The 20,856-nt window shown below is 63.5% G+C and carries 16 protein-coding genes, 2 tRNA genes and 2 rRNA genes (1 of these 20 only partly in view); 7 read left to right on the top strand and 13 right to left on the bottom strand.

Going from position 1 to position 20,856, the window contains the following annotated elements:
- Positions 1–2: 2 nt before the first annotated feature.
- A complete protein-coding gene (locus AYJ57_RS07985) occupies positions 3–1,379 on the bottom strand; it encodes a mechanosensitive ion channel family protein (RefSeq protein ID WP_083191187.1) in 1,377 nt (458 codons plus the stop codon).
- Between the two features lie 501 nt (positions 1,380–1,880).
- Here AYJ57_RS07985 and leuC point away from each other — a divergent pair.
- Both leuC and leuD read left to right on the top strand, forming a co-directional pair.
- Positions 1,881–3,302, top strand: a complete 1,422-nt coding sequence (gene leuC, locus AYJ57_RS07980) for a 3-isopropylmalate dehydratase large subunit (protein WP_066103541.1) — start codon at positions 1,881–1,883, stop codon at positions 3,300–3,302.
- 137 nt (positions 3,303–3,439) lie between these two features.
- A complete protein-coding gene (gene leuD, locus AYJ57_RS07975) occupies positions 3,440–4,045 on the top strand; it encodes a 3-isopropylmalate dehydratase small subunit (protein WP_066103539.1) in 606 nt (201 codons plus the stop codon).
- 278 nt (positions 4,046–4,323) lie between these two features.
- Here leuD and AYJ57_RS07970 read toward each other — a convergent pair whose 3' ends face one another.
- Both AYJ57_RS07970 and AYJ57_RS07965 read right to left on the bottom strand, forming a co-directional pair.
- On the bottom strand, positions 4,324–4,989 hold the full coding sequence (locus AYJ57_RS07970; RefSeq protein WP_066106862.1) for a 3-oxoacid CoA-transferase subunit B: 666 nt from the start codon (positions 4,987–4,989) through the stop codon (positions 4,324–4,326).
- A 17-nt stretch (positions 4,990–5,006) separates the two neighbouring features.
- On the bottom strand, positions 5,007–5,657 hold the full coding sequence (locus tag AYJ57_RS07965) for a CoA transferase subunit A (protein ID WP_066103536.1): 651 nt from the start codon (positions 5,655–5,657) through the stop codon (positions 5,007–5,009).
- Positions 5,658–6,118: 461 nt separating this feature from the next.
- Between AYJ57_RS07965 and AYJ57_RS07960 the strand changes: the two genes are divergently transcribed.
- The 5 genes from AYJ57_RS07960 to AYJ57_RS07940 all read left to right on the top strand — a co-directional run bounded on the left by AYJ57_RS07960 (position 6,119) and on the right by AYJ57_RS07940 (position 10,345).
- Complete coding sequence (locus AYJ57_RS07960; RefSeq protein WP_066103534.1) at positions 6,119–6,955, top strand: hypothetical protein; 837 nt, start codon at positions 6,119–6,121, stop codon at positions 6,953–6,955.
- A 17-nt stretch (positions 6,956–6,972) separates the two neighbouring features.
- Complete coding sequence (locus tag AYJ57_RS07955; protein ID WP_193789529.1) at positions 6,973–7,935, top strand: endonuclease/exonuclease/phosphatase family protein; 963 nt, start codon at positions 6,973–6,975, stop codon at positions 7,933–7,935.
- Positions 7,936–8,019: 84 nt separating this feature from the next.
- Positions 8,020–9,123 carry a 3-isopropylmalate dehydrogenase gene (leuB, locus tag AYJ57_RS07950; RefSeq protein ID WP_066103532.1) on the top strand — a complete coding sequence of 368 codons (1,104 nt, stop codon included), beginning with the start codon at positions 8,020–8,022 and terminating at the stop codon, positions 9,121–9,123.
- 135 nt (positions 9,124–9,258) lie between these two features.
- Positions 9,259–10,248: a DMT family transporter gene (locus tag AYJ57_RS07945; RefSeq protein WP_066103530.1), complete on the top strand. Its 990-nt coding sequence runs from the start codon at positions 9,259–9,261 to the stop codon at positions 10,246–10,248.
- A 20-nt stretch (positions 10,249–10,268) separates the two neighbouring features.
- Positions 10,269–10,345, top strand: a tRNA-Pro gene (locus AYJ57_RS07940).
- Positions 10,346–10,414: 69 nt separating this feature from the next.
- Here the strand turns inward: AYJ57_RS07940 and acuI are convergent.
- The 10 genes from acuI to AYJ57_RS07895 all read right to left on the bottom strand — a co-directional run.
- Positions 10,415–11,407: an acrylyl-CoA reductase (NADPH) gene (gene acuI / locus AYJ57_RS07935; protein ID WP_066103527.1), complete on the bottom strand. Its 993-nt coding sequence runs from the start codon at positions 11,405–11,407 to the stop codon at positions 10,415–10,417.
- A 12-nt stretch (positions 11,408–11,419) separates the two neighbouring features.
- Complete coding sequence (gene acuR, locus AYJ57_RS07930; RefSeq protein WP_066103525.1) at positions 11,420–12,067, bottom strand: acrylate utilization transcriptional regulator AcuR; 648 nt, start codon at positions 12,065–12,067, stop codon at positions 11,420–11,422.
- Positions 12,068–12,073: 6 nt separating this feature from the next.
- Positions 12,074–12,259 (bottom strand): hypothetical protein, encoded by a 186-nt coding sequence (locus tag AYJ57_RS25850; protein WP_157374021.1) that lies wholly within the window; start codon positions 12,257–12,259, stop codon positions 12,074–12,076.
- A 110-nt stretch (positions 12,260–12,369) separates the two neighbouring features.
- Entirely contained in the window at positions 12,370–14,175 is a 1,806-nt protein-coding gene (locus AYJ57_RS07925) for an ABC transporter ATP-binding protein (protein ID WP_066103524.1), read from the bottom strand.
- Position 14,176: 1 nt separating this feature from the next.
- Positions 14,177–15,106, bottom strand: a complete 930-nt coding sequence (locus AYJ57_RS07920) for an ABC transporter permease subunit (protein WP_066103522.1) — start codon at positions 15,104–15,106, stop codon at positions 14,177–14,179.
- Positions 15,107–15,119: 13 nt separating this feature from the next.
- On the bottom strand, positions 15,120–16,043 hold the full coding sequence (gene oppB, locus AYJ57_RS07915) for an oligopeptide ABC transporter permease OppB (RefSeq protein WP_066103521.1): 924 nt from the start codon (positions 16,041–16,043) through the stop codon (positions 15,120–15,122).
- A gap of 67 nt (positions 16,044–16,110) precedes the next feature.
- Positions 16,111–17,682: a peptide ABC transporter substrate-binding protein gene (locus AYJ57_RS07910; protein WP_442974569.1), complete on the bottom strand. Its 1,572-nt coding sequence runs from the start codon at positions 17,680–17,682 to the stop codon at positions 16,111–16,113.
- A gap of 687 nt (positions 17,683–18,369) precedes the next feature.
- Positions 18,370–18,446: transfer RNA gene (locus AYJ57_RS07905), tRNA-Met, on the bottom strand.
- A 57-nt stretch (positions 18,447–18,503) separates the two neighbouring features.
- Positions 18,504–18,618: ribosomal RNA gene (rrf, locus tag AYJ57_RS07900) — 5S ribosomal RNA — on the bottom strand.
- Between the two features lie 172 nt (positions 18,619–18,790).
- Positions 18,791–20,856: ribosomal RNA gene (locus AYJ57_RS07895) — 23S ribosomal RNA — on the bottom strand (it continues 768 nt past the right edge of the window).

Raw genomic sequence — 20,856 nt, 5'->3', positions numbered from 1 at the left:
TGTCAGCCCGGACGTTCCGTCACCGGAGCTTCCGCCGGGCCTTCCAACGCGTCCCTCTCGTCTTCCTGCGCCCCGCCCAGCATCCGCACCTCGCGCTGCGGGAAGGGGATCGAGATGCCGTGCTCCTTGAAGGCGTCCCAAAGCGCGAGGAAGACATTGCCCCGGATGTTGGTCAGCCCCTGCGACGGATCGATGATCCAGAACCGCAGGATGTAATCCACCGACGAGTCTCCAAATCCGGTGATATGGCAGACCGGCGGCTTGTGGCTCAGCACCCGCTTCACGCCCAGCGCCGCCTCGATCGCCACTTTGCGCACCAGATGCGGATCGTCGCCGTAGGCGGTGCCGAAATGGATGTCGACCCGCACCAGCTCGTTGGAATGCGACCAGTTGACCACCTGCCCGGTGATCATGTCCTCGTTGGGGATGAGGTATTCCTTGCCGTCGCGCGTGGTGATCGAAACATAGCGCGCGCCCAGCGCGTTGATCCATCCGAAGGTCTCGCCGATGGAGATCACGTCGCCCGGCTTGATCGACTTGTCGAGCAGGATGATCACCCCCGACACGAGGTTCGACACCACCTTCTGCAGGCCAAAGCCAAGGCCCACGCCGATGGCGCCCGACAGCACCGCGAGGCCGGTCAGGTCCACCCCGGCCAGTTTCAGCGCCATGAAAAAGGCCGCGCCATAGAGCGCCACCTGCAGGAATTTCACCGCCAGAACCTGCATCGAGGGGCTGATCCCCTCGTTGCGCCGGATGCTCGCCGCCCCCGCCGTGGTCAGGAATCGCGCCACCGCCACCAGCGCGATGAGGATCACCACCGCCTGAAGGATCAGCCAGAGCGACAGTTTCGAGTCGCCGAAACTCACCGCCGCGCTTTCGAGAAGCGCCTGCGCCTCATCGGTCAGCCCGAGGATCCAGATGGTGACGTAGCCCCACGCCCCATAGCGCACCAGCGAGCGCAGCGCCGGGTTGCCGATGAGCCGCGTGATCAGCGCGATCACCAGCCAAGCGCTCGACAGCTGCGCAATAATTTCAAGAAGATATGTGCGCGACGGCCATGTGACCTGATGCATGATCCCGATCACATGCCAGATCAGGATCACAAAGATGATCATCCGCAACCGCCGGTGCAGCACGATGAGAATGCGCATCTGCCACTTCGGCCAGCCCTCGCGGGCCCGCATCCAATTGTGCAGCTTCGGTCCCAGCCACGCTCGCAGCAGATGCGCCAGCGCGAAAAGGCCAAGGGCGATGCCAAGCTGGTAGAACATCCAAGGCCGCAGCACGATCGCAAGGAAGGTGTCGACCTGCCCCCATAGGGTCAGCCCGGTCTGCTGCAGCGCCTCAAAGGGCGTCGGTTCCTCATGTGGGTTCATCGTCTGGCGTGGCTCCTCACGCGGGCAGCGTGGCACCACAATCGTTTTCGCTCAAGGCTTTGAGCGCAAGCGGGGGCACTCAGTGCTTGGGAAGCGTCACGCTGATCTCCTGCGCTTCGGCATTCGGCAGGCTCAGCACCAGCGCCCAAAGCAGCGTGGCGATCAGGACAAGGTGCATGGCATTCATCAAGGTCATCTTGGCTCCTCCACGACGGTAAGAAAACTACGCCCGAGCCCGCCAAAAGTTCCGATCCTTCCGCGCCGGCGTCTGCCGAATGTCTGCGATGGGTTGATCGGCACGCGGCAAAGGAGTATCCCCGCCGCATGACTCGGCTTCTTGACCTCGGCGACCGCGTGCGTCTGCGCGAACGGTTCCACGGCGCGAACTTCACGGTTCTGGCGCGCCTATAAGGCTGTCTTTAGCCCGCCCCGGCGCGGGGGCCTTCGACCTGCGCCAAGCCCAAGCCAAATTCCCAAGACATATATCCCGAGAGGACCCCCATGTCCGGCAAGACGCTCTACGACAAGATCTGGGATGCCCACGTCGTCCAGCAGGACGAAGACGGCACCTGCCTTCTCTACATCGACCGCCACCTCGTGCACGAGGTGACCTCGCCGCAGGCTTTCGAAGGTCTGCGCATGACCGGCCGCAAGGTCCGCGCGCCGCAGCGCACCATCGCCGTGCCCGACCACAACGTGCCGACGACCCTCGACCGTGAAAACGGCATCGAGAACGAAGAGAGCCGCATCCAGGTCGAGGCGCTCGACAAGAACGCCCGCGACTTCGGCGTGAACTACTACCCGGTCAGCGACGTCCGCCAGGGCATCGTGCACATCGTCGGCCCCGAACAGGGCTGGACGCTTCCGGGCATGACCGTGGTCTGCGGCGATTCGCACACCGCCACCCACGGCGCCTTCGGCGCGCTGGCGCATGGCATCGGCACCTCCGAGGTCGAGCACGTGCTCGCCACCCAGACGCTGATCCAGTCCAAGTCGAAGAACATGAAGGTCGAGATCACCGGCCAGCTGCGCCCGGGCGTCACCGCCAAGGACATCACGCTCTCGGTCATCGGTCACACCGGCACCGGCGGCGGCACCGGCTATGTCATCGAGTATTGCGGCGAAGCGATCCGCTCGCTGTCGATGGAAGGCCGGATGACCGTCTGCAACATGGCCATCGAGGGCGGCGCCCGCGCTGGCCTGATCGCCCCCGACGAGACCACCTTCGAATACGTCAAGGGCCGCCCGCATGCGCCGAAGGGCGCGCAGTTCGAGGCCGCGCTCGACTGGTGGAAGACGCTCTACTCCGATGACGACGCGCATTGGGACAAGGTCGTCACCATCAAGGGCGAAGACATCGCCCCCGTCGTCACCTGGGGCACCTCGCCCGAGGACGTGCTGCCGATCACCGATGTGGTGCCCGCCCCCGACAGCTTTGCCGGCGGCAAGGTCGAAGCGGCCAAGCGCGCGCTCACCTACATGGGTCTCGAGGCCGGCCAGAAGCTGACCGACATCAAGATCGACACGGTGTTCATCGGATCCTGCACCAATGGCCGGATCGAAGACCTGCGCGCCGCAGCCGAGATCCTCAAGGGCAAGAAGATCAAGGACGGCATGCGCGCCATGGTCGTACCGGGCTCGGGCCTCGTTCGCGCTCAGGCCGAGGAAGAAGGCCTTGCGCAGATCTTCATCGACGCGGGCTTCGAATGGCGGCTCGCGGGCTGCTCCATGTGCCTTGCGATGAACCCCGACCAGCTGGCACCGGGCGAGCGCTGCGCCGCCACCTCGAACCGCAACTTCGAAGGCCGTCAGGGCAAGGGCGGACGCACCCACCTCATGTCGCCGGCGATGGCGGCGGCGGCGGCGGTCACCGGTCATCTGACCGACGTGCGCGAGCTTATGGACGCGCCTGCTCCGGCGTAAGCGATCCCGGGGCCCCGCGCGGGGCCCCTCCCCCAGTTCCGGCACTCCGGACGGGCGCAGCCGCATATGCATGCAGTGTGCATCGCTTGTGCATGGATTGTGCCCCAAGGATTTGCCCCATCCCCAAGGAGGGACAGATGGAAAAATTCGAGAAACTGACCGGGATCGCGGCGCCCATGCCGCTGGTCAATATCGACACCGATATGATCATCCCCAAGCAGTTCCTGAAGACGATCAAACGCTCGGGACTCGGCGTGCATGCCTTTGACGAGATGCGCTATCTCGACGATGGCTCCGAGAACCCCGAGTTCGTGCTGAACCAGCCCGCCTACCGCGAGGCTTCGGTCATCGTCGCGGGCGACAACTTCGGCTGCGGCTCGTCGCGCGAACACGCCCCTTGGGCGCTCGCCGACTTCGGCATCAAGGTGGTGATCTCCACCTCCTTCGCCGACATCTTCTACAACAACTGCTTCAAGAACGGCATGCTGCCCATCGTCATGCCGCAAGAGGCGGTCGATGTGCTGATGAAGGACGCAGAAAAAGGCTCCAACGCGCGGATGACGGTTGATCTGGAGAACCAGATCGTCACCACCTCCGACGGCGAGGAGTTCGCCTTCGAGGTCGACCCCTTCCGCAAGCACTGCCTTCTCGAGGGCCTCGACGACATTGGCCTGACCATGGAAAAAGCCGGCGCCATCGACACGTTCGAAACCGCCGCCGCCCAGTCCCGCCCCTGGGTCTGAGGTGGGTCTGAGCTGCATTCAGGCATGAACATCGAAGGGCTGTCCCCGCGGGGACAGCCCTTTTTGCTGCGCGCGCCCATTTCTGAAACGCCCCGCCTGCCCGGCGTCCGGCCTGCCTCCGGCGGGGATATTTGGGCCAAGAGGAAGGACGGACCGCGCCCCACTTCCTCTTGGCTCAAATATCCCGGGGGAGACGCGCGCAGCGCGGCGGGGGCGGAGCCCCCTTCATCCTCGATTGCCGCAGGTCGTGCGGCAGGTGGGCAGCGCCCCCACCCGCCTCAGCACGAGCGCGAGAGGTCCATCTCCGGCACATCCCCGCTCACGATCAAACTTGCCGCAGTCGCCGCGCGGACCTCGGCAACGGTCACCCCGGGGCCGGTTTCCAGAAGGTGCAGCCCGTCGTCCTCGGGACGGATCACCGCCATTTCGGTGACTATGAGATCCACCCGCCGCTCGGCGGTCAGCGGCAGCGCGCATTCCGGCACGATCTTCGGCGCGCCGCCTTTGGCGCTGTGGATCATCGCCACGATCACCCGCTTCGCCCCAGTGACCAGATCCATCGCCCCGCCCATGCCCGGCACGTAGTGGCCGGGGATCATCCAGTTCGCCAAATAGCCGCGCGCGTCCACCTGCAGCCCGCCCAACACCGTCAGGTCAAGATGCCCGCCGCGGATCAGCCCGAAGGAAAAGGCACTGTCGATGGTCGAGGCCCCCGGCACCGCCGAGACGAAGCTGCCGCCAGCGTCGGTGAGATGGCGGTCGGTCATCCCCTCGGGCGGGCGGTGGCCCATGCCGACAACGCCGTTCTCGGCCTGAAAGAACACGCCCAGGCTCTCGTCCAGATGGTCCGAGACCAGCGTCGGAATACCGATGCCGAGGTTCACCAAGGTGTGCGGCTTGATCTCGGCGGCGACGCGGCGGGCGATGATCTCTTTGGGGTCCATGCTGGCGATCTCCATGTTCAATGCTTCCCGATCACATGGTCGACGAGCGCGCCGGGCGTTTTCACCGCATCGGGCGGGATCACCCCCACCGGCACGATCTCTTCGGGCTCGGCGATCACCACATCGCCCGCCAGCGCCATGATCGGATTGAAGTTCGTCGCGGTGAGCATATAGGTCAGATTGCCCACGTAATCGCAGCTGCGCGCCGCGATCAGGGCAAAATCGGCATGCAACGGCGGCTCCAGCAGATAGGGTTTGCCCTCGACCTCGATCACCTGCTTGCCCTCGGCCACCTTTGTCCCCAGCCCGGTGGGCGTAAGCACTCCGCCAAGCCCGACCCCGGCAGCGCGGATGCGTTCGACCAGAGTGCCCTGCGGCACCAATTCCACCTCAAGCTCGCCCGACCGCATCTGCTCCTGCACATCAGGGTTGAGGCCGATATGACTGCCGATGAATTTGCGCAGGCAGCGCGCCGCCACCAGCGGACCGACGCCCAGATGCGGACGGGCGGCATCATTGACGATCACCGTCAGGTCCTTCTTGCCCGCCTGCGCCAGCGCCCGCACCAACCCGTCAGGCGTGCCGACCCCCATGAAGCCCGAGAGCATGACCCGCGCACCGTCGGGAATCAGATCCACCGCTTCGTCCATCGTCACTGCCTGATGCATGCTCCCCTCCCGGCGCGTTGCCCCTCACGTCTGCACGAAGTCAGACCCGCAAATCCTGCGGCTCGCGTTGCGTCAGGTCAAATTCATTGGAAATCCGGCGAATAATCGGTAAAAGCGCGCAGGCTCTTCGTACAAGTTTTCGGCGAGTCTGCGGGTTTTTGTTCATGGTTTAAGTTGTTTATCCCCGCGGGGACATGACGCTTTGACGGGTACGGAAACGGGGCAACCATGTGCTCTGATGCCGCCAGCCCGCCAAGGAAACCGGGAATTGATGCAAATTCGCACCTTTTCCACCATGAAACCGCCAGATTTCCGCCGTCCCCTCAGGGCATGCTTGCCGCGCGTTCAAGAAGAAGGCAAAATTTGGGCAATATTGAGGCAATCCGCCGGCGCGGCGGGGTCAGAGGGCGACACAGGCGCAGCAAAGCGTCGGGGGTCCCACGACCGAAAGGGCAGAAGCCGTGATCACTCGTTTCGTCAAAGCCGGCATCCGTGCCGTCGCCGTGGCCTTGCTGATCGCAATGCCGGCCGTGCTCTTGCCCGGCTACGCGGCGGACGCGGCGCAGATCACCGCGCTGCTGGCCTTGGTCGCGGCGCTGCTGACCTTTGTCGAATATGTTGGCGACTATCCTTCGATCCTCGAGTTCCGCGACGCCCCGCCATTCAACCGCCTGAGATTCCTCGCGCTTTTTTCGACGGTTTTGGTGCTGACGCTGATCTGCCGCGGCGAGAGCTATCCCACCGCGGTCTCGCAGATGCTCACCGCTTTCGGCGGCAAGGTCGGCGGCTGGCTCGATTTTCCCTTCTCGCCGGTGCGGCTGATGGTGCTGCTGGCCACCGACGACATGAGCGCGCAGGACGTCGAGCGGATCCGCACCCATGCCGGGCTGGCCTATGTGATCTCGCTGCTGAGCATGCTGGCCTTCGTTCTGGTGGTGCGGCTGCTGAGCTGGCCGGTGCGCAACGGGGCCTTCAACTTCTGGGTCAACCTGCCGCTTTTCGATCCGACCATCGGCAAGGATGTGCTCTACCGGCTCAATCGCGATGGCAACGTTAACGTCGCTTTAGGGTTTCTTCTGCCATTCCTGATCCCGGCAATCATGAAACTCGCGGCACAGACCATCAACCTCGTGTCGCTGACCGAACCGCAGACCCTGATCTGGACGATGAGCGCATGGGCTTTCCTTCCGGCAAGCCTCGTGATGCGGGGCGTCGCGCTGATGCGCATCGCCGCGCTGATCGAGCAGAAGCGCAAACGCGCCTACGCCGAAGCGGAAGCCGAGGTGCAGACCATCTGACCCGCCTGATCCGGGCGGTGCTTCTTTGCACCGTTCTGGCCCTGCCCGTGCCGGCAGGGGCGTTCGAGCTTACCCTGGCCACGTGGCACGCGCATCTCAGCCGCAAAGGACCGGGCCTGCTGCTGCGCGATATCCTTGAGGCGCGCGCGCCGCTGCCAGCCATACTTGACCAGATCGCCGAGGCGCGGCCTGACGTGCTGCTGCTCACCGATATGGACTTCGATCTTGGGCAGGCGGCGCTGGATGCGCTTGGCGAACAGTTGGCTGTGCGCGGCGCGGACTACCCCCACCGCTTTGCCCTGCGACCCAATTCCGGCATGGAGAGCGGCGCCGATCTGAACGGTGACGGGCGGCTTGGCGGGCCCCGCGACGCTCAGGGCTATGGCGTTTTCTCGGGCCAGCATGGCATGGCGGTGCTGGCCCGGCACCCGCTGCGATTGGAGTGGGATTTCTCGGCGCTGCTCTGGCGCGATCTGCCGGGCACGCGGATGCAACCCGCCGATCCCGCGCCCGAGGTGCAGCGGCTGTCGTCCACGGCGCATTGGGTGCTGCGGCTCGACGCCCCCGGCCTGCCGCTGCAGCTGCTGTGCTATTCCGCGACGCCGCCGGTGTTCGACGGGCCGGAGGATCGCAACGGGCGGCGCAATGCCGACGAGCTTGCGCTCTGGCGGCACTACCTAGACGGCGCGCTCGGGCCAGCGCCGGAGGGGGCTTTCGTCCTGATCGGAAACGCAAATCTCGACCCCGAAGGCGGCGAGGGGCTGCGCGGCGAGATGCGGGCGCTGCTGGACGATGCCCGCCTGCAGGACCCGCTGCCGCAGCAGGCCACCGCCGAATGGGACAGCACCGGACCGCTGCGCATAAGCTATGTGCTGCCCTCCGCGGGCCTCACCGTCGGCGCCGCCCGGGTTTTTCCCGCCATCGAGGGCCAGCGGCACCGTCTGGTCACCGTCACGCTAAGCACCCAGAAGGACGGTTAATGAAGTTGCCCGCACCCCTGTTTTCTTGACCATTCCTCGCCCCTCGGCTAGGCGATTGCGCAACATTCCGAGGAGAGACTTTCCATGAGCACCCCTTCGCTTCTCATCCTGCCGGGCGACGGCATCGGCCCCGAGGTCATGGCAGAGGTTCGCCGCGTCATCGGCTGGTTCGGCGACAAGCGCGACCTGAAATTCGATGTCAGCGAAGACCTCGTGGGCGGCAGTGCCTATGACGCGCATGGCACGCCGCTGACCGACGAGACCATGGCCAAGGCCCAAGAGGTGGACGCCGTTCTGCTCGGCGCCGTGGGCGGCCCGAAATACGACGTTCTGGACTTCTCGGTGAAGCCCGAGCGCGGGCTGCTGCGTCTGCGCAAGGAGATGGACCTTTACGCCAACCTGCGCCCGGCGCAGTGCTTTGACGCGCTGGCCGACTTCTCGTCGCTGAAGAAAGACGTGGTGGCGGGCCTCGACATCGTCATCGTGCGCGAGCTGACCTCGGGCATCTACTTCGGCGAGCCGCGCGGCATCATCGAAGAAGGCAACGAGCGCGTGGGCATCAACACCCAGCGCTACACCGAGTCGGAGATCGACCGGGTTGCCCGCAGCGCGTTCGAGCTGGCCATGCGCCGCGGCAAGAAGCTGTGCTCGATGGAAAAGGCCAACGTGATGGAGTCGGGCATCCTGTGGCGCGAAGTCGTCACCGAGGTGGGCAAGGACTACCCCGAGGTCGAACTGTCGCACATGTACGCCGACGCGGGCGCCATGCAGCTTTGCCGCTGGCCCAAGCAGTTCGACGTGATCGTCACCGACAACCTCTTTGGCGACCTGCTGTCGGATGCCGCCGCGATGCTGACCGGCTCGCTCGGCATGCTGCCCTCGGCCTCGCTGGGCGCCCCGATGGCCAATGGCCGCCCCAAAGCGCTCTACGAGCCGGTGCACGGCTCTGCGCCCGATATCGCAGGTCAGGGCAAGGCCAACCCGATCGCCTGTATCCTCAGCTTCGCCATGGCGCTGCGCTACAGCTTCGACAAGGGCGACGAGGCGACCCGCCTCGAGCAGGCGATCGAAGCGGTTCTGGCCAAGGGCTACCGCACCGCGGACCTGCTGGGTGAAGAAGGCAAGCAGCCGGTCTCGACCTCCGAGATGGGCACCGCGATCCTCGAGGCGCTCGACGAGAGCCTCTGATCCCGAGGGATGGTCAATGATTGGGCGGGGCGGCCACAGGTCGCCCCGTTTTCACGTTCTGCCGCATGACACGTTGAATTCCCCTGCCTCAAAGCTAAGCCTTGAGCGCAAGGCAGAAGCAACGGAACGGCACCCATGGGATCGAACGCGAAAGGCGCGCTGCTGGCGCTCCTCACCTTCGGAATCTACTCGACACACGACGTCATCGTGAAGGTTCTGGGCGCCGCCTACAGCCCCTTCCAGATCGTGTTTTTCTCGGTGCTGCTGAGCTTTCCGCTGGTCAGTCTCATGCTGATCCGCGACACCACGGCGGGCAACCTGCGCCCGCTGCACCCATGGTGGACCGCCCTGCGCACCATCTCGACGGTGATCACCGGGGTCTGTGCCTTCTACGCCTTCTCGGTGCTGCCGCTGGCGCAGACCTACGCGATCATTTTTGCGCAACCGCTGCTGATCACCGTGCTGGCGATTCCCATCCTCGGCGAGCAGGTGCGTTTGCGCCGCTGGATGGCGGTTCTGGTCGGCCTCGCCGGCGTCATCGTGGTGCTGCGCCCGGGCAGCACGGAACTAACGCTGGGCCATCTCGCGGCGCTGACCGCGGCGATCTTCGGCAGTCTTTCGGCGATCATCGTGCGCAAGATCGGCCATGAGGAACGCTCGGTGGTGCTGCTGCTCTATCCGATGATGACGAACTTCGTGGTGATGGGCTGCGCCCTGCCCTTCGTCTACCGCCCGATGCCGATCGAACATGTGGGCGGGTTCGGACTGATGGCGATTCTCGCCTTCACCGGCTCGGCGCTGCTGATCGCCTCTTATCGCACCGGCGAGGCGGTGATCGTCGCGCCAATGCAATATTCGCAGCTGCTGTGGGCCACGCTCTACGGCGCGATCTTCTTTGCCGAATATCCCGATAGCTTCACCCTGATGGGGGCGGTGCTGATCATCGGAAGCGGCGTCTATATCGTGCTGCGCGAGGGCCGGTCGAGCGCGTCGGAGAATCGCCCGGTGCTGCGCACCCGCAACCGCATCGAGTTCGGGACCTCGCTGCGCATCGGTCCGCTGCTGCGCGCGATGAAAAGACGCGAAAAGGGTGTGAATCGGCCCTTGCCAAAGGCCGGAGGCTAGGGTACTCCGCGCTCCACGGTCGGAGTGTAGCTCAGCCTGGTAGAGCACTGTCTTCGGGAGGCAGGGGCCGGAGGTTCGAATCCTCTCACTCCGACCAAATATGCAAAGGCGCCCCTCGGGGCGCCTTTTGCGTTTCCGGAGGTCGCGCGTGGCTTAGGTGGGTGGCTTAGCCAAGCTCCGGCGTGACCGGCACCACGATACGGCCGCGCACCGCACCGTCGAGGAATTTCGGCGCGATCTGCGGCACCTCCTCGAAGGGCACTTCGACAGTGATCTTCTCGAGCTTGGCCATGTCGAGATCACTGGCGAGACGCTGCCACGCCGCCAGCCGGTCGGGCTTGGGGCACATTACGCTGTCGACGCCCGCAAGCGTGACGCCGCGCAGGATGAACGGCGCGACGCTGGCGGGAAGGTCCATGCCCGCAGCCAGCCCGCAGGCCGCCACCACACCTCGGTACTTCATCATCGACAGCATATTGGCCAGCACCGTGCTGCCCGCCACGTCGATGCCTGCGGCCCAGCGTTCCTTGTTCAAGGGCCGCGGCTTGCCGGTCAGTTCCGAGCGGTCGAGCACGCTGCTTGCGCCCAGATCGCGCAGATACGCCGCCTCGGCCTCGCGCCCGGTGACGGCGGCCACGTCAAAGCCGCGCGCGGCCAGCAGCGCCACCGCCACGCTGCCAACCCCGCCAGCGGCGCCGCTGACCACGATCTCGCCAGCCTCGGGTGTCACCCCGTGCCGCTCCAGCGCCAGAACGCAGAGCATCGCCGTGTAGCCCGCCGTGCCGATCGCCATGGCCTGCTTGCTGCTGATCCCCTCGGGCAGCGGCACCAGCCAGTCACCCTTGACCCGTGCGCACCCGGCAAGGCCGCCCCAACGAGTCTCCCCCACGCCCCAGCCGTTCAGCACGACACGGTCGCCGGGCTTGAAATCGGGATGGTTGCTTTCGGCAACGACGCCCGAGAAATCGATCCCCGGCACCATCGGAAAGCGCCGCACCACGGGGGCCGCGCCGGTGAGCGCGAGCGCGTCCTTGTAGTTGAGCGTCGAATAGGCCACGTCGACCAGAACGTCGCCCTCGGGCAGTTGGTCTTCGGACAGCTCGGTGATGGAGACGCTCTGCGTTTCCTCGGGTTTCTCGATCAGGATTGCCTTGAACATCTGTCGCTCCTCTCAGCGTTCGAGCAGGTGGAAATAGGTGGTGGCAAAGCTGCGCAGCGGCTCGGCGCTCAGCTCGAGTTTCGCGCGCAGCACCGCGCCCTCCCAGCCGATCCAGAAGAAGGCGGCGAGCGCCTCTGGGTCCTGCCCTGCAGCGAGCGCGCCGTCCTCCTGCGCCTGCCGCAGCACCTCGGCGGTGCGCGCCTGCCAGCCCTCGAGCACCTCGATCAGCGCCGCGCGGAACGCATCCGGCAGCGCGCCCATCTCCTGCCCGAGGTTGCCGACCAGACAGCCGCGCCGAAACCCGTGCCGCGCCATGCCCGCCTCGGCCTCATTGGTGAAATCGCGAAGGCGATCCAGCGGCGGGCGCGCCTCGTTGCGGAAGGCGCGGTCGAGCAACTCGAGGAAATAGACGTTATAGGCGTGGATGAGCGCGAGGCCGAACTCTGCCTTGCCCTTGAAGTGGTGGTAAAAACTGCCCTTGGGCACGCCCGCCGCCTTGAGGATCTCATCCACCCCGACCGCGGAATAGCCCTTCTCGGTCAGATGCTCGAGGCCGGTGCGAATTAGCTTTCGCCGTGCCTCGGAGGCATCCGGAGCGGTGCGCGGACGCCCGCGGCGGGGTTTGTCGGAGCGAGGGAGAGGCGAGTCGGCTTGGGTCATGTATATTTAATAGACTGATTCGTCTAATAAATCCATGCAAGGTTTTAGCAGAGCGTTCACCCGCCCGGAATCAAGGCGAAGCCGCCGGGCGAGCGCCTGCCCGTCCAGGCGGGCTGGCGCTTTGTCATCGCCGAGCACCGAACGGATTTCACCCGGATTTGGCTGGCATAAAGCGCCGAAATCTTCGGTCACTGCGCCACCCCACGGGCAGGCGCTCGCCCGGCTGTCGTATCGCTTTCATTTGCGGAACAAAAAAGGGCGGGCCCGCAGGCCCGCCCCAGTCAGTTCCGATAACGGCTCTTTCAGGCCGCGCCCGCGTCCATGATCCGCTCGAGATCGTCGTGTTCGGCCACGTAGTGACCCGGCGCGATCTGGTCGAGCTGCGGCACGTAGTCCACATCGCCCGCCGCCAGCCGCGAGGGCAGGAAGCGCAGCGCCGCCTTGGCGTCGAGCGGCGAGGGCAGCTCGCCGGGCAGGCGGATGCGGGTGCGCGCGCGTTCGGCCACCGGATCGGGGATCGGCACCGCCGAGATCAGCGACTGCGTGTAGGGATGCGCCGGGTTCGAGCAGATCGTCTCGGCGTCGCCCATCTCGACCACGCGGCCAAGGTAGAGCACCATGATCCGGTTCGAGATCTCACGTACCACCGACAGATCGTGCGAGATGAACAGCATCGACATGCCGAATTCGGCCTGCAGCTCCTTCAGCAGCTTCACGATCTGCGCCTGAATCGACACGTCGAGCGCCGAGACCGCCTCGTCGCAGATGATCAGCTTGGGCCGGTTGATCATCGCGCGTGCGATGCCCACGCGCTGGTTCTGGCCGCCCGAAAGCTCGTGCGGGTAGCGGTTGTATTTCTCCGGCTCCAGACCCACGCGGGTCATCATCCGCAGCACCTCGTCCCGCCGTTCGCTCTTGGTCAGCTCGGGGCGGTACGTCTTCAGCGGCTCGGCAATCGAGTCGGCGATGGTCATCCGCGGATCGAGGCTGGCGAGCGGGTCCTGAAAGACGATCTGAAGGTCCTTGCGTTCCTTCTTCAGCGCCTGCTTGTCCATCGTGTTCAGCGGCTTGCCCAGCCAGCTGACATTGCCATCGGTGGGCTCGACCAGCCGCAGCACGGCGCGCGCCAGCGTGGACTTGCCGCAGCCCGACTCGCCCACGATGCCCAGCGTCTCACCGGCACGAAGGCCGAAGCTGACGCCGTTGACCGCCTTCAGCGGCACGGTCTTGCCGAAGATCCCGCCGTCGAGTTTGATCGGGAAATACACCTTCATGTCGTCGACGCGCAGGATCTCCTTGCCCTCGACGCGGCCACCGGCATCGCCCTTGTCGATGCGCGGCATCGAGTCGAGCAGACGGCGGGTGTAGTCGTGGCGCGGCTGCGAGAAGATCTCGCTCACCTCGCCTTCCTCGACGAACTCACCAAGGCGCATGACCTTGATGCGGTCGCACATCCGCGCCACCACGCCCATGTCGTGGGTGATGAGGGCGATGGCGGTGCCAAGCTCGCGCTTGAGTTGGTCCATCAGGTCGAGCACCTCGGCCTGCACGGTAACGTCGAGCGCGGTGGTGGGCTCGTCGGCGATCAGCAACTTGGGCTCGCAGAGCATGGCCTGCGCGATCATCACGCGCTGGCGCATGCCACCCGACAGCTCGTGCGGGTATTGCTTGAGACGGCGCTTGGCTTCGGGGATGCGCACGCGCTCGAGCCAGTCGAGGCAGTGCTTTTCCGCCTCGCGGCCCGACATGCCACGGTGCACTTTCAGCACCTCGGCCATCTGCTCGCCCACCTTGAGATGCGGGGTCAGCGCGGTGAGCGGATCCTGAAAGATCATCCCGACTTTGTCGCCGCGCACCTTGTTGAGCTTGGAAACCGGCAGGTTGAGGATCTCAGAACCCTGCAGCGTCACCGAGCCGCTCGCCGTGCCATTGGGCGGCAGCAGGCCCATGGCGGCCATGAAGCTCTGCGATTTGCCTGAGCCCGACTCGCCGACGATGCCAAGGCATTCGCCCGCACGGATGTCGAAGGACACGCCCTTCACCGCATGAACGCGGCCGTCCTGCGTTTCGAAACCGACCTTGAGGTCTTTCACGGAAAGAATGGTCATGTCAGCGATCCTTCGGGTCCAGAGCGTCACGCAGACCATCTCCGATGAAGAACATCGTGATGATGATGGTGACATAAAAGAACAGCGGGAACAGAAGCTGCCACAGCGTGCCATAGCCCATGGTGCCTGCACCTTCGGCGATCAGGCGACCGAGCGAGGTCATCGGCTCGGAGATGCCAAGGCCGAGGAACGAGATGAAGCTTTCCGCAAGGATCATCTCGGGCACCAGCAGCGAGGCGTAGACGATGACCACGCCAATGAGGTTGGGCAGGATGTGGCGGAAGATGATCGCGCTTTCGCTAACACCGCCAGCGCGCGCAGCCTCGATGAACTCGCGGGTCTTCAGGGTCAGCGTCTGGCCGCGCACGATCCGCGCCATGGTCAGCCACGAGACCGCGCCGAGCGCGATGAACAGCGTGATGAAGTTTCGGCCCGCCACCACGAGGATGAGGATCAGGATCAGCGTCAGCGGGATCGCCAGCAGCACGTCGACGATGCGCATCATCACGCTGTCGAGCCGGCCGCCGTAGAAGCCCGCGATCACGCCCCACGCGGTGCCCACGAGCAGCGCCATGGCAGCGCCGATGAGACCCACCAGCAGCGAGGTCTGCGTCGCCTGAATGGTGCGCGAGTAGAGATCGCGTCCCAGCTCGTCGAGGCCGAAGAAGTGGCCGGTCTCGATCGAAGGGGCACCTTGGGCAAGGATGTCGCCCATGCGCGCCCAGTCGATCTCTTCGTTGTCCCAGACCGCGAAGAACGGCCCGATGATGACGAAGGCGACAATCAGCGCCAGAACGATCACGCTGGCCATGGCGGCCTTGTTGCGCACGAAGCGGCCCATGGCGTCGCGGAACAGCGAGCGGCCACGGACGGCGTTGAAATCGGTGATATCGGCGGCCAGTTCCGCCGCCTTTTCGGATTTTCCGAACACGGGGTCAGCCTCCTCAGTAACGGATCTTGGGATCGAACCACGCATAGGCGAGGTCGGTCAGAAGGTTCACCACGACGGTCAGCGCGCCGTAGAGGATGGTCACCCCCAGCAGCACCGCATAGTCGCGGGTCAGCGCCGAGCTGACGTAGGATTGGCCAAGGCCGCCCGTCGAGAAGTAGAGATCGACGAAGACCGAGCCGGTCAGCACGTAGACGAACACCGGGCCGAGGTAGGAGATCACCGGCAGCAGCGTCGGCTTCAACGCGTGACGCCAGACGATGGCCTTGTTCGACAGGCCCTTGGCGCGGGCGGTGCGGATGAAGTTCGAGTTCAGCACTTCGAGCATCGACGAGCGCGTGATCCGCGCGATCGAGCCCATGTAGGAGGTGGAGAGCGCGATCACCGGCATGATCAGATACTGCCACTGCCCGCCGTTCCAGCCGCCGCCCGGCAGCAGGCCGAGCCAGAGCGTGAAGGTCAGGATGAGGATCGGGCCCATGATGAAGTTCGGCAGCGCCTGTGCGGCGATCCCGAGGCTCACGGCCAGATAGTCGATCCAGGTGTTGTGGCGGATCGCAGCGGCGATCCCAAGGCTGATGCCCACCAGCGAGGCGGCCAGGAAGGCCAGCGCGCCGTAGGTCAGCGAGATCGGGAAGCCCTGCGCGATCACGTCGTTCACGCTGCGGTCCTTCTGCACGAAGGAGGGGCCGAAGTCGAAATGCACGACGATGTTGTAGAAATAGTCCCAGAGCTGTTTCCACAGCGGCTGGTCGAGACCGTATTGCGCGTTGATGTTTGCCAGCACCTCGGGCGGCAGCGGCCGCTCAGAGGTGAAAGGCCCGCCCGGGGCGACATGCATCATCAGGAAGGACGCGACGACCAGAAAAAGGATCGTCGGTATCGCGACCAGCAGGCGGCGAATGACATAGCTCAGCATTCTGGAGGATCCGGATAGGGTGCCGCCCCCGCAGCACGAGGGCGCAGGGGCGGCAGGTTACAGGTGGTTATTCGGCGATCTTGTAGAGATTCTTCGAATACCAGTTCTGTTCCACGTTCTCGGTCGGCCAGTTCCCGACGTCGCTGTCCATCATGTAGACGCCAGCATAGTGGTAGATCGGGATCACCGGCACGTCGGTGGCGATGATCTCTTCGGCTTTGGTGTAGAGCGGCGTGGTGTCCTCGGCGGTTTTCGCGTCGGCCAGCAGCGCGTCATACTCTTCGTTGGCATATTTGCCGTCGTTGTAGCCCGAGTCGCTCTGGATCAGGTCGAGGAAGGTCGAGGCTTCGTTGTAGTCACCGCACCATGCGCCGCGCGCCAGATCAAAGTTCTGCTGGCCACGGGTGTCGAGGAAGACCTTCCACTCCATGTTGGCGAGATTCGCCTGAACGCCCAGCTTCTGCTTCCACATCTGGGTCATCACCACGGCGATCTTCTCGTGCGCCTCGGAGGTGTTGTAGATGACGTCGAAGCTGAGCGGGTTCTCGGGGCCATAGCCTGCCTCGGCGAGCAGTTCCTTGGCCTTCTCGTCACGCTCCTTCTGGGTCATCTCGGCCATCTCGCTCTTCGGCGGGGTGAAACCGGCAACCGCTTCGGGTGTGAAGCTATAGGCGGGCGGCTCGCCACCGGCCTTGATGTTGTTGGCGATGATGTCGCGGTCCACCGCCAGCGAGAGCGCCTCACGCACCTTCGGATCCTTGAACGCCTCAGGGCCCGAGTCGGAGAGGTTGAAGGTGTAGTAGTAGTTGCACAAACGCGGGAAGCTGATCGCCTCCTCGGGGTGCTCTTTCTTAAGGCGCGGGAACTGGCCTGCGGGCACGTCGGTGCGGTCAAGCTCGCCGGCGAGGTAACGGGTCAGCGCCACGTTCTCGTCGTTGATCACCAGCGCGACGGTCTTGTCGAGGATGGTGTTCTCGTTGTCCCAATACTGCGCGTTGCGCTCACGCACGATACGCTCGCCCGGACGGTACTCGGTCAGCACATAGGCGCCGTTCGAGACGATGTTCTCGGGCTTGGTCCACTCGCCGCCGAACTCCTCGATCACCTTTTGCGGTGCCGGAAAGGTGGTGCCATGGGTGGTCATCTGCGCGAAATAGGGCAGCGGCTGGCTCAACGTCACTTCGAAGGTGTGCTCGTCGATGGCCTTCACGCCCAGATCCGACGGGTCCATGTCGCCCGCAACGATCGCCTTGGCGTTCGCGATCGACATCAGTTCCATGTACCACTGGTAGGGCGAAGCGGTCGCCGGATCGACGGCACGGCGCCACGCATAAGCGAAATCACCGGCAGTCACCGGATCGCCGTTGGACCACTTGGCGTCGTCGCGCAGGTGGAACGTGTAGGTCAGCTTGTCGTCGCTGACGTCATAGCCGGTGGCGACGCCGGGCACGAGGTTGCCTTCCTCATCCTGGTTCATCAGGCCTTCGAACAGGTCGCGCACCACATCGGCGCCGTCGACATCCTCGACAATCTGCGGGTCGAGCGAGCTCACGTCGTCGAGCAGACGATAGGTGAAGGTCTGGTCCGCCGCCAGTTCCTCGCCCGTTTCCGGGTGGGTCGCTGCGGTGGCGGGGGTCATGGCGCCTGCGAGCATGGTGCTCGAAAGAAGTGCCGTCAAAGTCAGTCGCGAAATGCGGGTCAATGTCCTCTCCCTGTGACGATGAAACCTGCGGTCCCGCTGGCGCGATTGGCACCCGGGACCCGAACGCCCCGAGGCCTCGGGGCATGCGAATTGCGGCAAAATAACCGTGCCGAACTCGCCCGCAATGCACCAAAGAGTGATGACGTTACGTTGCGAAAATCCGCGGAGAAAAGCTGCGCAAATCAGGGCTCAAAGGGCATCTAATTGCCGATTTCACCGGGTCGCTGCAATTCCATAACTGCGGAAATTGCCCTCAAAAAGCACCGCCTGGAAAATAGGCATGGGACGCCGGAGCCCGGTCCGAACACGGCCGAATTTGGCAAGAAAACGAGGGTGATTCGGTGCGTTTGGCTTGGGTCTGCGGCTGCGTAACGCAGACATGCATTCCCCTGGTTTTGGGGGCGATCGGCCCTTAGAGGCCGCTCCTTTGCCCACGCGCTATGCGCCCTATCAGCGCCAAACGTGAGAGCTCCGGAAGGCTCTCTAGAAAGACCACGAAGGCACGTACTCCTGCCTCAAGGCAGGTCGCCACACCCTTGCGTTCTCTGAACATGAGAAGGCGCCAGAAACGCGAAAAGCAGCCTGACTGGCTGCTTGAATGTGTTTGTATATTTGCGGTTCGACTGGTTGCGGGAGTAGGATTTGAACCTACGACCTTCAGGTTATGAGCCTGACGAGCTACCGGGCTGCTCCATCCCGCGACAGAGTCGATTTGTATCGTTTTGAGAGATACGTTGATTTATTGAGGGTTTTACTAGGTTTGGCGGTGACCTACTCTCCCACGTCTTGAGACGCAGTACCATTGGCGCGGCAGCACTTAACGGCCGGGTTCGGAATGGAGCCGGGTGTTTTGCTTGCGCTATGACCACCAAACCAAGAAAAACCCACAACGTCGCGCGCAGCGCGACGGGTCGGCGGAAGCGACCTGCGAAGCAGGTTGCGGGCCGACACCCCCGGGAAGCTGGGAGCGACAGATACCAAGTCAAGTATTTTGTAGGGGTTGTATGCTTCGTCTGATCTTGGAACAGCCTTGCTGTTCCTGGATCGGATCAAGCCTATCGGGCCATTAGTACCGGTCAGCTGAATGCATTGCTGCACTTACACCTCCGGCCTATCGACGTGGTGGTCTTCCACGGCCCTCAGGGATACCTTGTTTTGAGGGGGGCTTCCCGCTTAGATGCCTTCAGCGGTTATCCTGTCCGATCATAGCTACCCAGCACTGCCGTTGGCACGACAACTGGTCCACCAGTGGATCGTTCACCCCGGTCCTCTCGTACTAGGGGCAACTCCTCTCAAGTATCCTACACCCACGGCAGATAGGGACCGAACTGTCTCACGACGTTCTAAACCCAGCTCACGTACCTCTTTAAATGGCGAACAGCCATACCCTTGGGACCTGCTCCAGCCCCAGGATGAGATGAGCCGACATCGAGGTGCCAAACACTGCCGTCGATATGGACTCTTGGGCAGTATCAGCCTGTTATCCCCGGCGTACCTTTTATCCGTTGAGCGATGGCCCTCCCACTTGGGACCACCGGATCACTATGGCCGTCTTTCGACTCTGCTCGACTTGTCAGTCTTGCAGTCAGGCTGGCTTCTGCCATTGCACTCAACGAGCGATTTCCGACCGCTCTGAGCCAACCTTCGCGCGCCTCCGTTACGCTTTAGGAGGCGACCGCCCCAGTCAAACTACCCGCCACACAGGGTCCCGGAACCCGATAAGGGATCGCGGTTAGACATCAAGCAATGCAAGGGTGGTATCTCAAGGGAGGCTCCACGGACACTGGCGTGTCCGCTTCGAAGCCTACCACCTATCCTGCACATGCATGGCCTGATGCCAGTGTGAAGCTGTAGTAAAGGTGCACGGGGTCTTTCCGTCTAACCGCGGGAAGCCTGCATCTTGACAGGCAATTCAATTTCGCTGAGTCGATGTTGGAGACAGCGGGGAAGTCGTTACGCCATTCGTGCAGGTCGGAACTTACCCGACAAGGAATTTCGCTACCTTAGGACCGTTATAGTTACGGCCGCCGTTTACCTGGGCTTCAATTCAGAGCTCTCACCCCTCCTTTTAACCTTCAGGCACCGGGCAGGCGTCAGACCCTATACGTCGTCTTGCGACTTCGCAGAGCCCTGTGTTTTTAGTAAACAGTCGCCACCCCCTGGTTTGTGCCCCCAGCCAAAACTTGCGTTGAAACTGGGCCTCCTTCTCGCGAACTTACGGAGGTATTTTGCCGAGTTCCTTCAACATCGTTCTCTCAAGCGCCTTGGTATTCTCTACCAGTCCACCTGTGTCGGTTTAGGGTACGGTCTCAAAGTGGGGCTATTTCCAGGAACTGCTAAGCGGCCCCTCCAATCCGATAAGGAGGAACAACCTTCGCAATCCGTCACCACCACATGGCCCAGGAATATTGACCTGGTTCCCATCGACTACGCCTTTCGGCCTCGCCTTAGGGGCCGGCTTACCCTGCTCAGATTAGCTTTAAGCAGGAACCCTTGGACTTTCGGCGAGAGTGTCTCTCACACTCTTTGTCGCTACTCATGTCATCATTCTCGCTAGTGATCTCTCCACCGGATGCCTTACAGCCCGGCTTCACAGAAAGGACTTGCTCCTCCATTACATCCCGAAGGATGCAGAAGAGGAGTAGTCCTATGTCACACTACGCTCCGCTACCATGCGCTATGCGCATCCTCGGCTTCGGCTCATGGCTTGAGCCCCGTTACATCTTCGCCGCAGGACAACTTAATTAGACCAGTGAGCTGTTACGCTATCTTTAAAGGATGGCTGCTTCTAAGCCAACCTCCTGGTTGTTTTGGTCGTCCCACCTGCTTTCCCACTTAGCCATGAATTGGGGGCCTTAGCCGGAGGTCAGGGTTGTTTCCCTCTCCACTACGGGCGTTAGCACCCGCAGTGTGTCTGCCATCTAGTACTCCCTGGTATTCGGAGTTTGGTTAGGATCAGTAAGCCTGTGGGGCCCCATTACCCATCCAGTGCTCTACCCCCAGGGGTATTCGGATGACGCTCTACCTAAATAGATTTCGCGGAGAACCAGCTATCTCCGAGTTTGATTGGCCTTTCACCCCTAGGCACAACTCATCCCGACCTTTTTCAAC

The organism is Salipiger sp. CCB-MM3 (assembly GCF_001687105.1).
Taxonomy (GTDB): Bacteria; Pseudomonadota; Alphaproteobacteria; order Rhodobacterales; family Rhodobacteraceae; genus Salipiger.
The sequence above is the reverse complement of the archived record's forward strand: the minus strand, read 5'-3'. Positions and strand labels throughout refer to the sequence as shown.

What these genes read in the sequence shown, in the direction of transcription:
- AYJ57_RS07985 (WP_083191187.1), bottom strand. Translation starts at nt 1,379, where the DNA reads ATGAACCCACATGAGGAACCGACGCCCTTTGAGGCGCTGCAGCAGACC.
- leuC (WP_066103541.1), top strand. Translation starts at nt 1,881, where the DNA reads ATGTCCGGCAAGACGCTCTACGACAAGATCTGGGATGCCCACGTCGTC.
- leuD (WP_066103539.1), top strand. Translation starts at nt 3,440, where the DNA reads ATGGAAAAATTCGAGAAACTGACCGGGATCGCGGCGCCCATGCCGCTG.
- AYJ57_RS07970 (WP_066106862.1), bottom strand. Translation starts at nt 4,989, where the DNA reads ATGGACCCCAAAGAGATCATCGCCCGCCGCGTCGCCGCCGAGATCAAG.
- AYJ57_RS07965 (WP_066103536.1), bottom strand. Translation starts at nt 5,657, where the DNA reads ATGCATCAGGCAGTGACGATGGACGAAGCGGTGGATCTGATTCCCGAC.
- leuB (WP_066103532.1), top strand. Translation starts at nt 8,020, where the DNA reads ATGAGCACCCCTTCGCTTCTCATCCTGCCGGGCGACGGCATCGGCCCC.
- AYJ57_RS07945 (WP_066103530.1), top strand. Translation starts at nt 9,259, where the DNA reads ATGGGATCGAACGCGAAAGGCGCGCTGCTGGCGCTCCTCACCTTCGGA.
- acuI (WP_066103527.1), bottom strand. Translation starts at nt 11,407, where the DNA reads ATGTTCAAGGCAATCCTGATCGAGAAACCCGAGGAAACGCAGAGCGTC.
- acuR (WP_066103525.1), bottom strand. Translation starts at nt 12,067, where the DNA reads ATGACCCAAGCCGACTCGCCTCTCCCTCGCTCCGACAAACCCCGCCGC.
- AYJ57_RS07925 (WP_066103524.1), bottom strand. Translation starts at nt 14,175, where the DNA reads ATGACCATTCTTTCCGTGAAAGACCTCAAGGTCGGTTTCGAAACGCAG.
- oppB (WP_066103521.1), bottom strand. Translation starts at nt 16,043, where the DNA reads ATGCTGAGCTATGTCATTCGCCGCCTGCTGGTCGCGATACCGACGATC.
- AYJ57_RS07910 (WP_442974569.1), bottom strand. Translation starts at nt 17,682, where the DNA reads ATGACCCCCGCCACCGCAGCGACCCACCCGGAAACGGGCGAGGAACTG.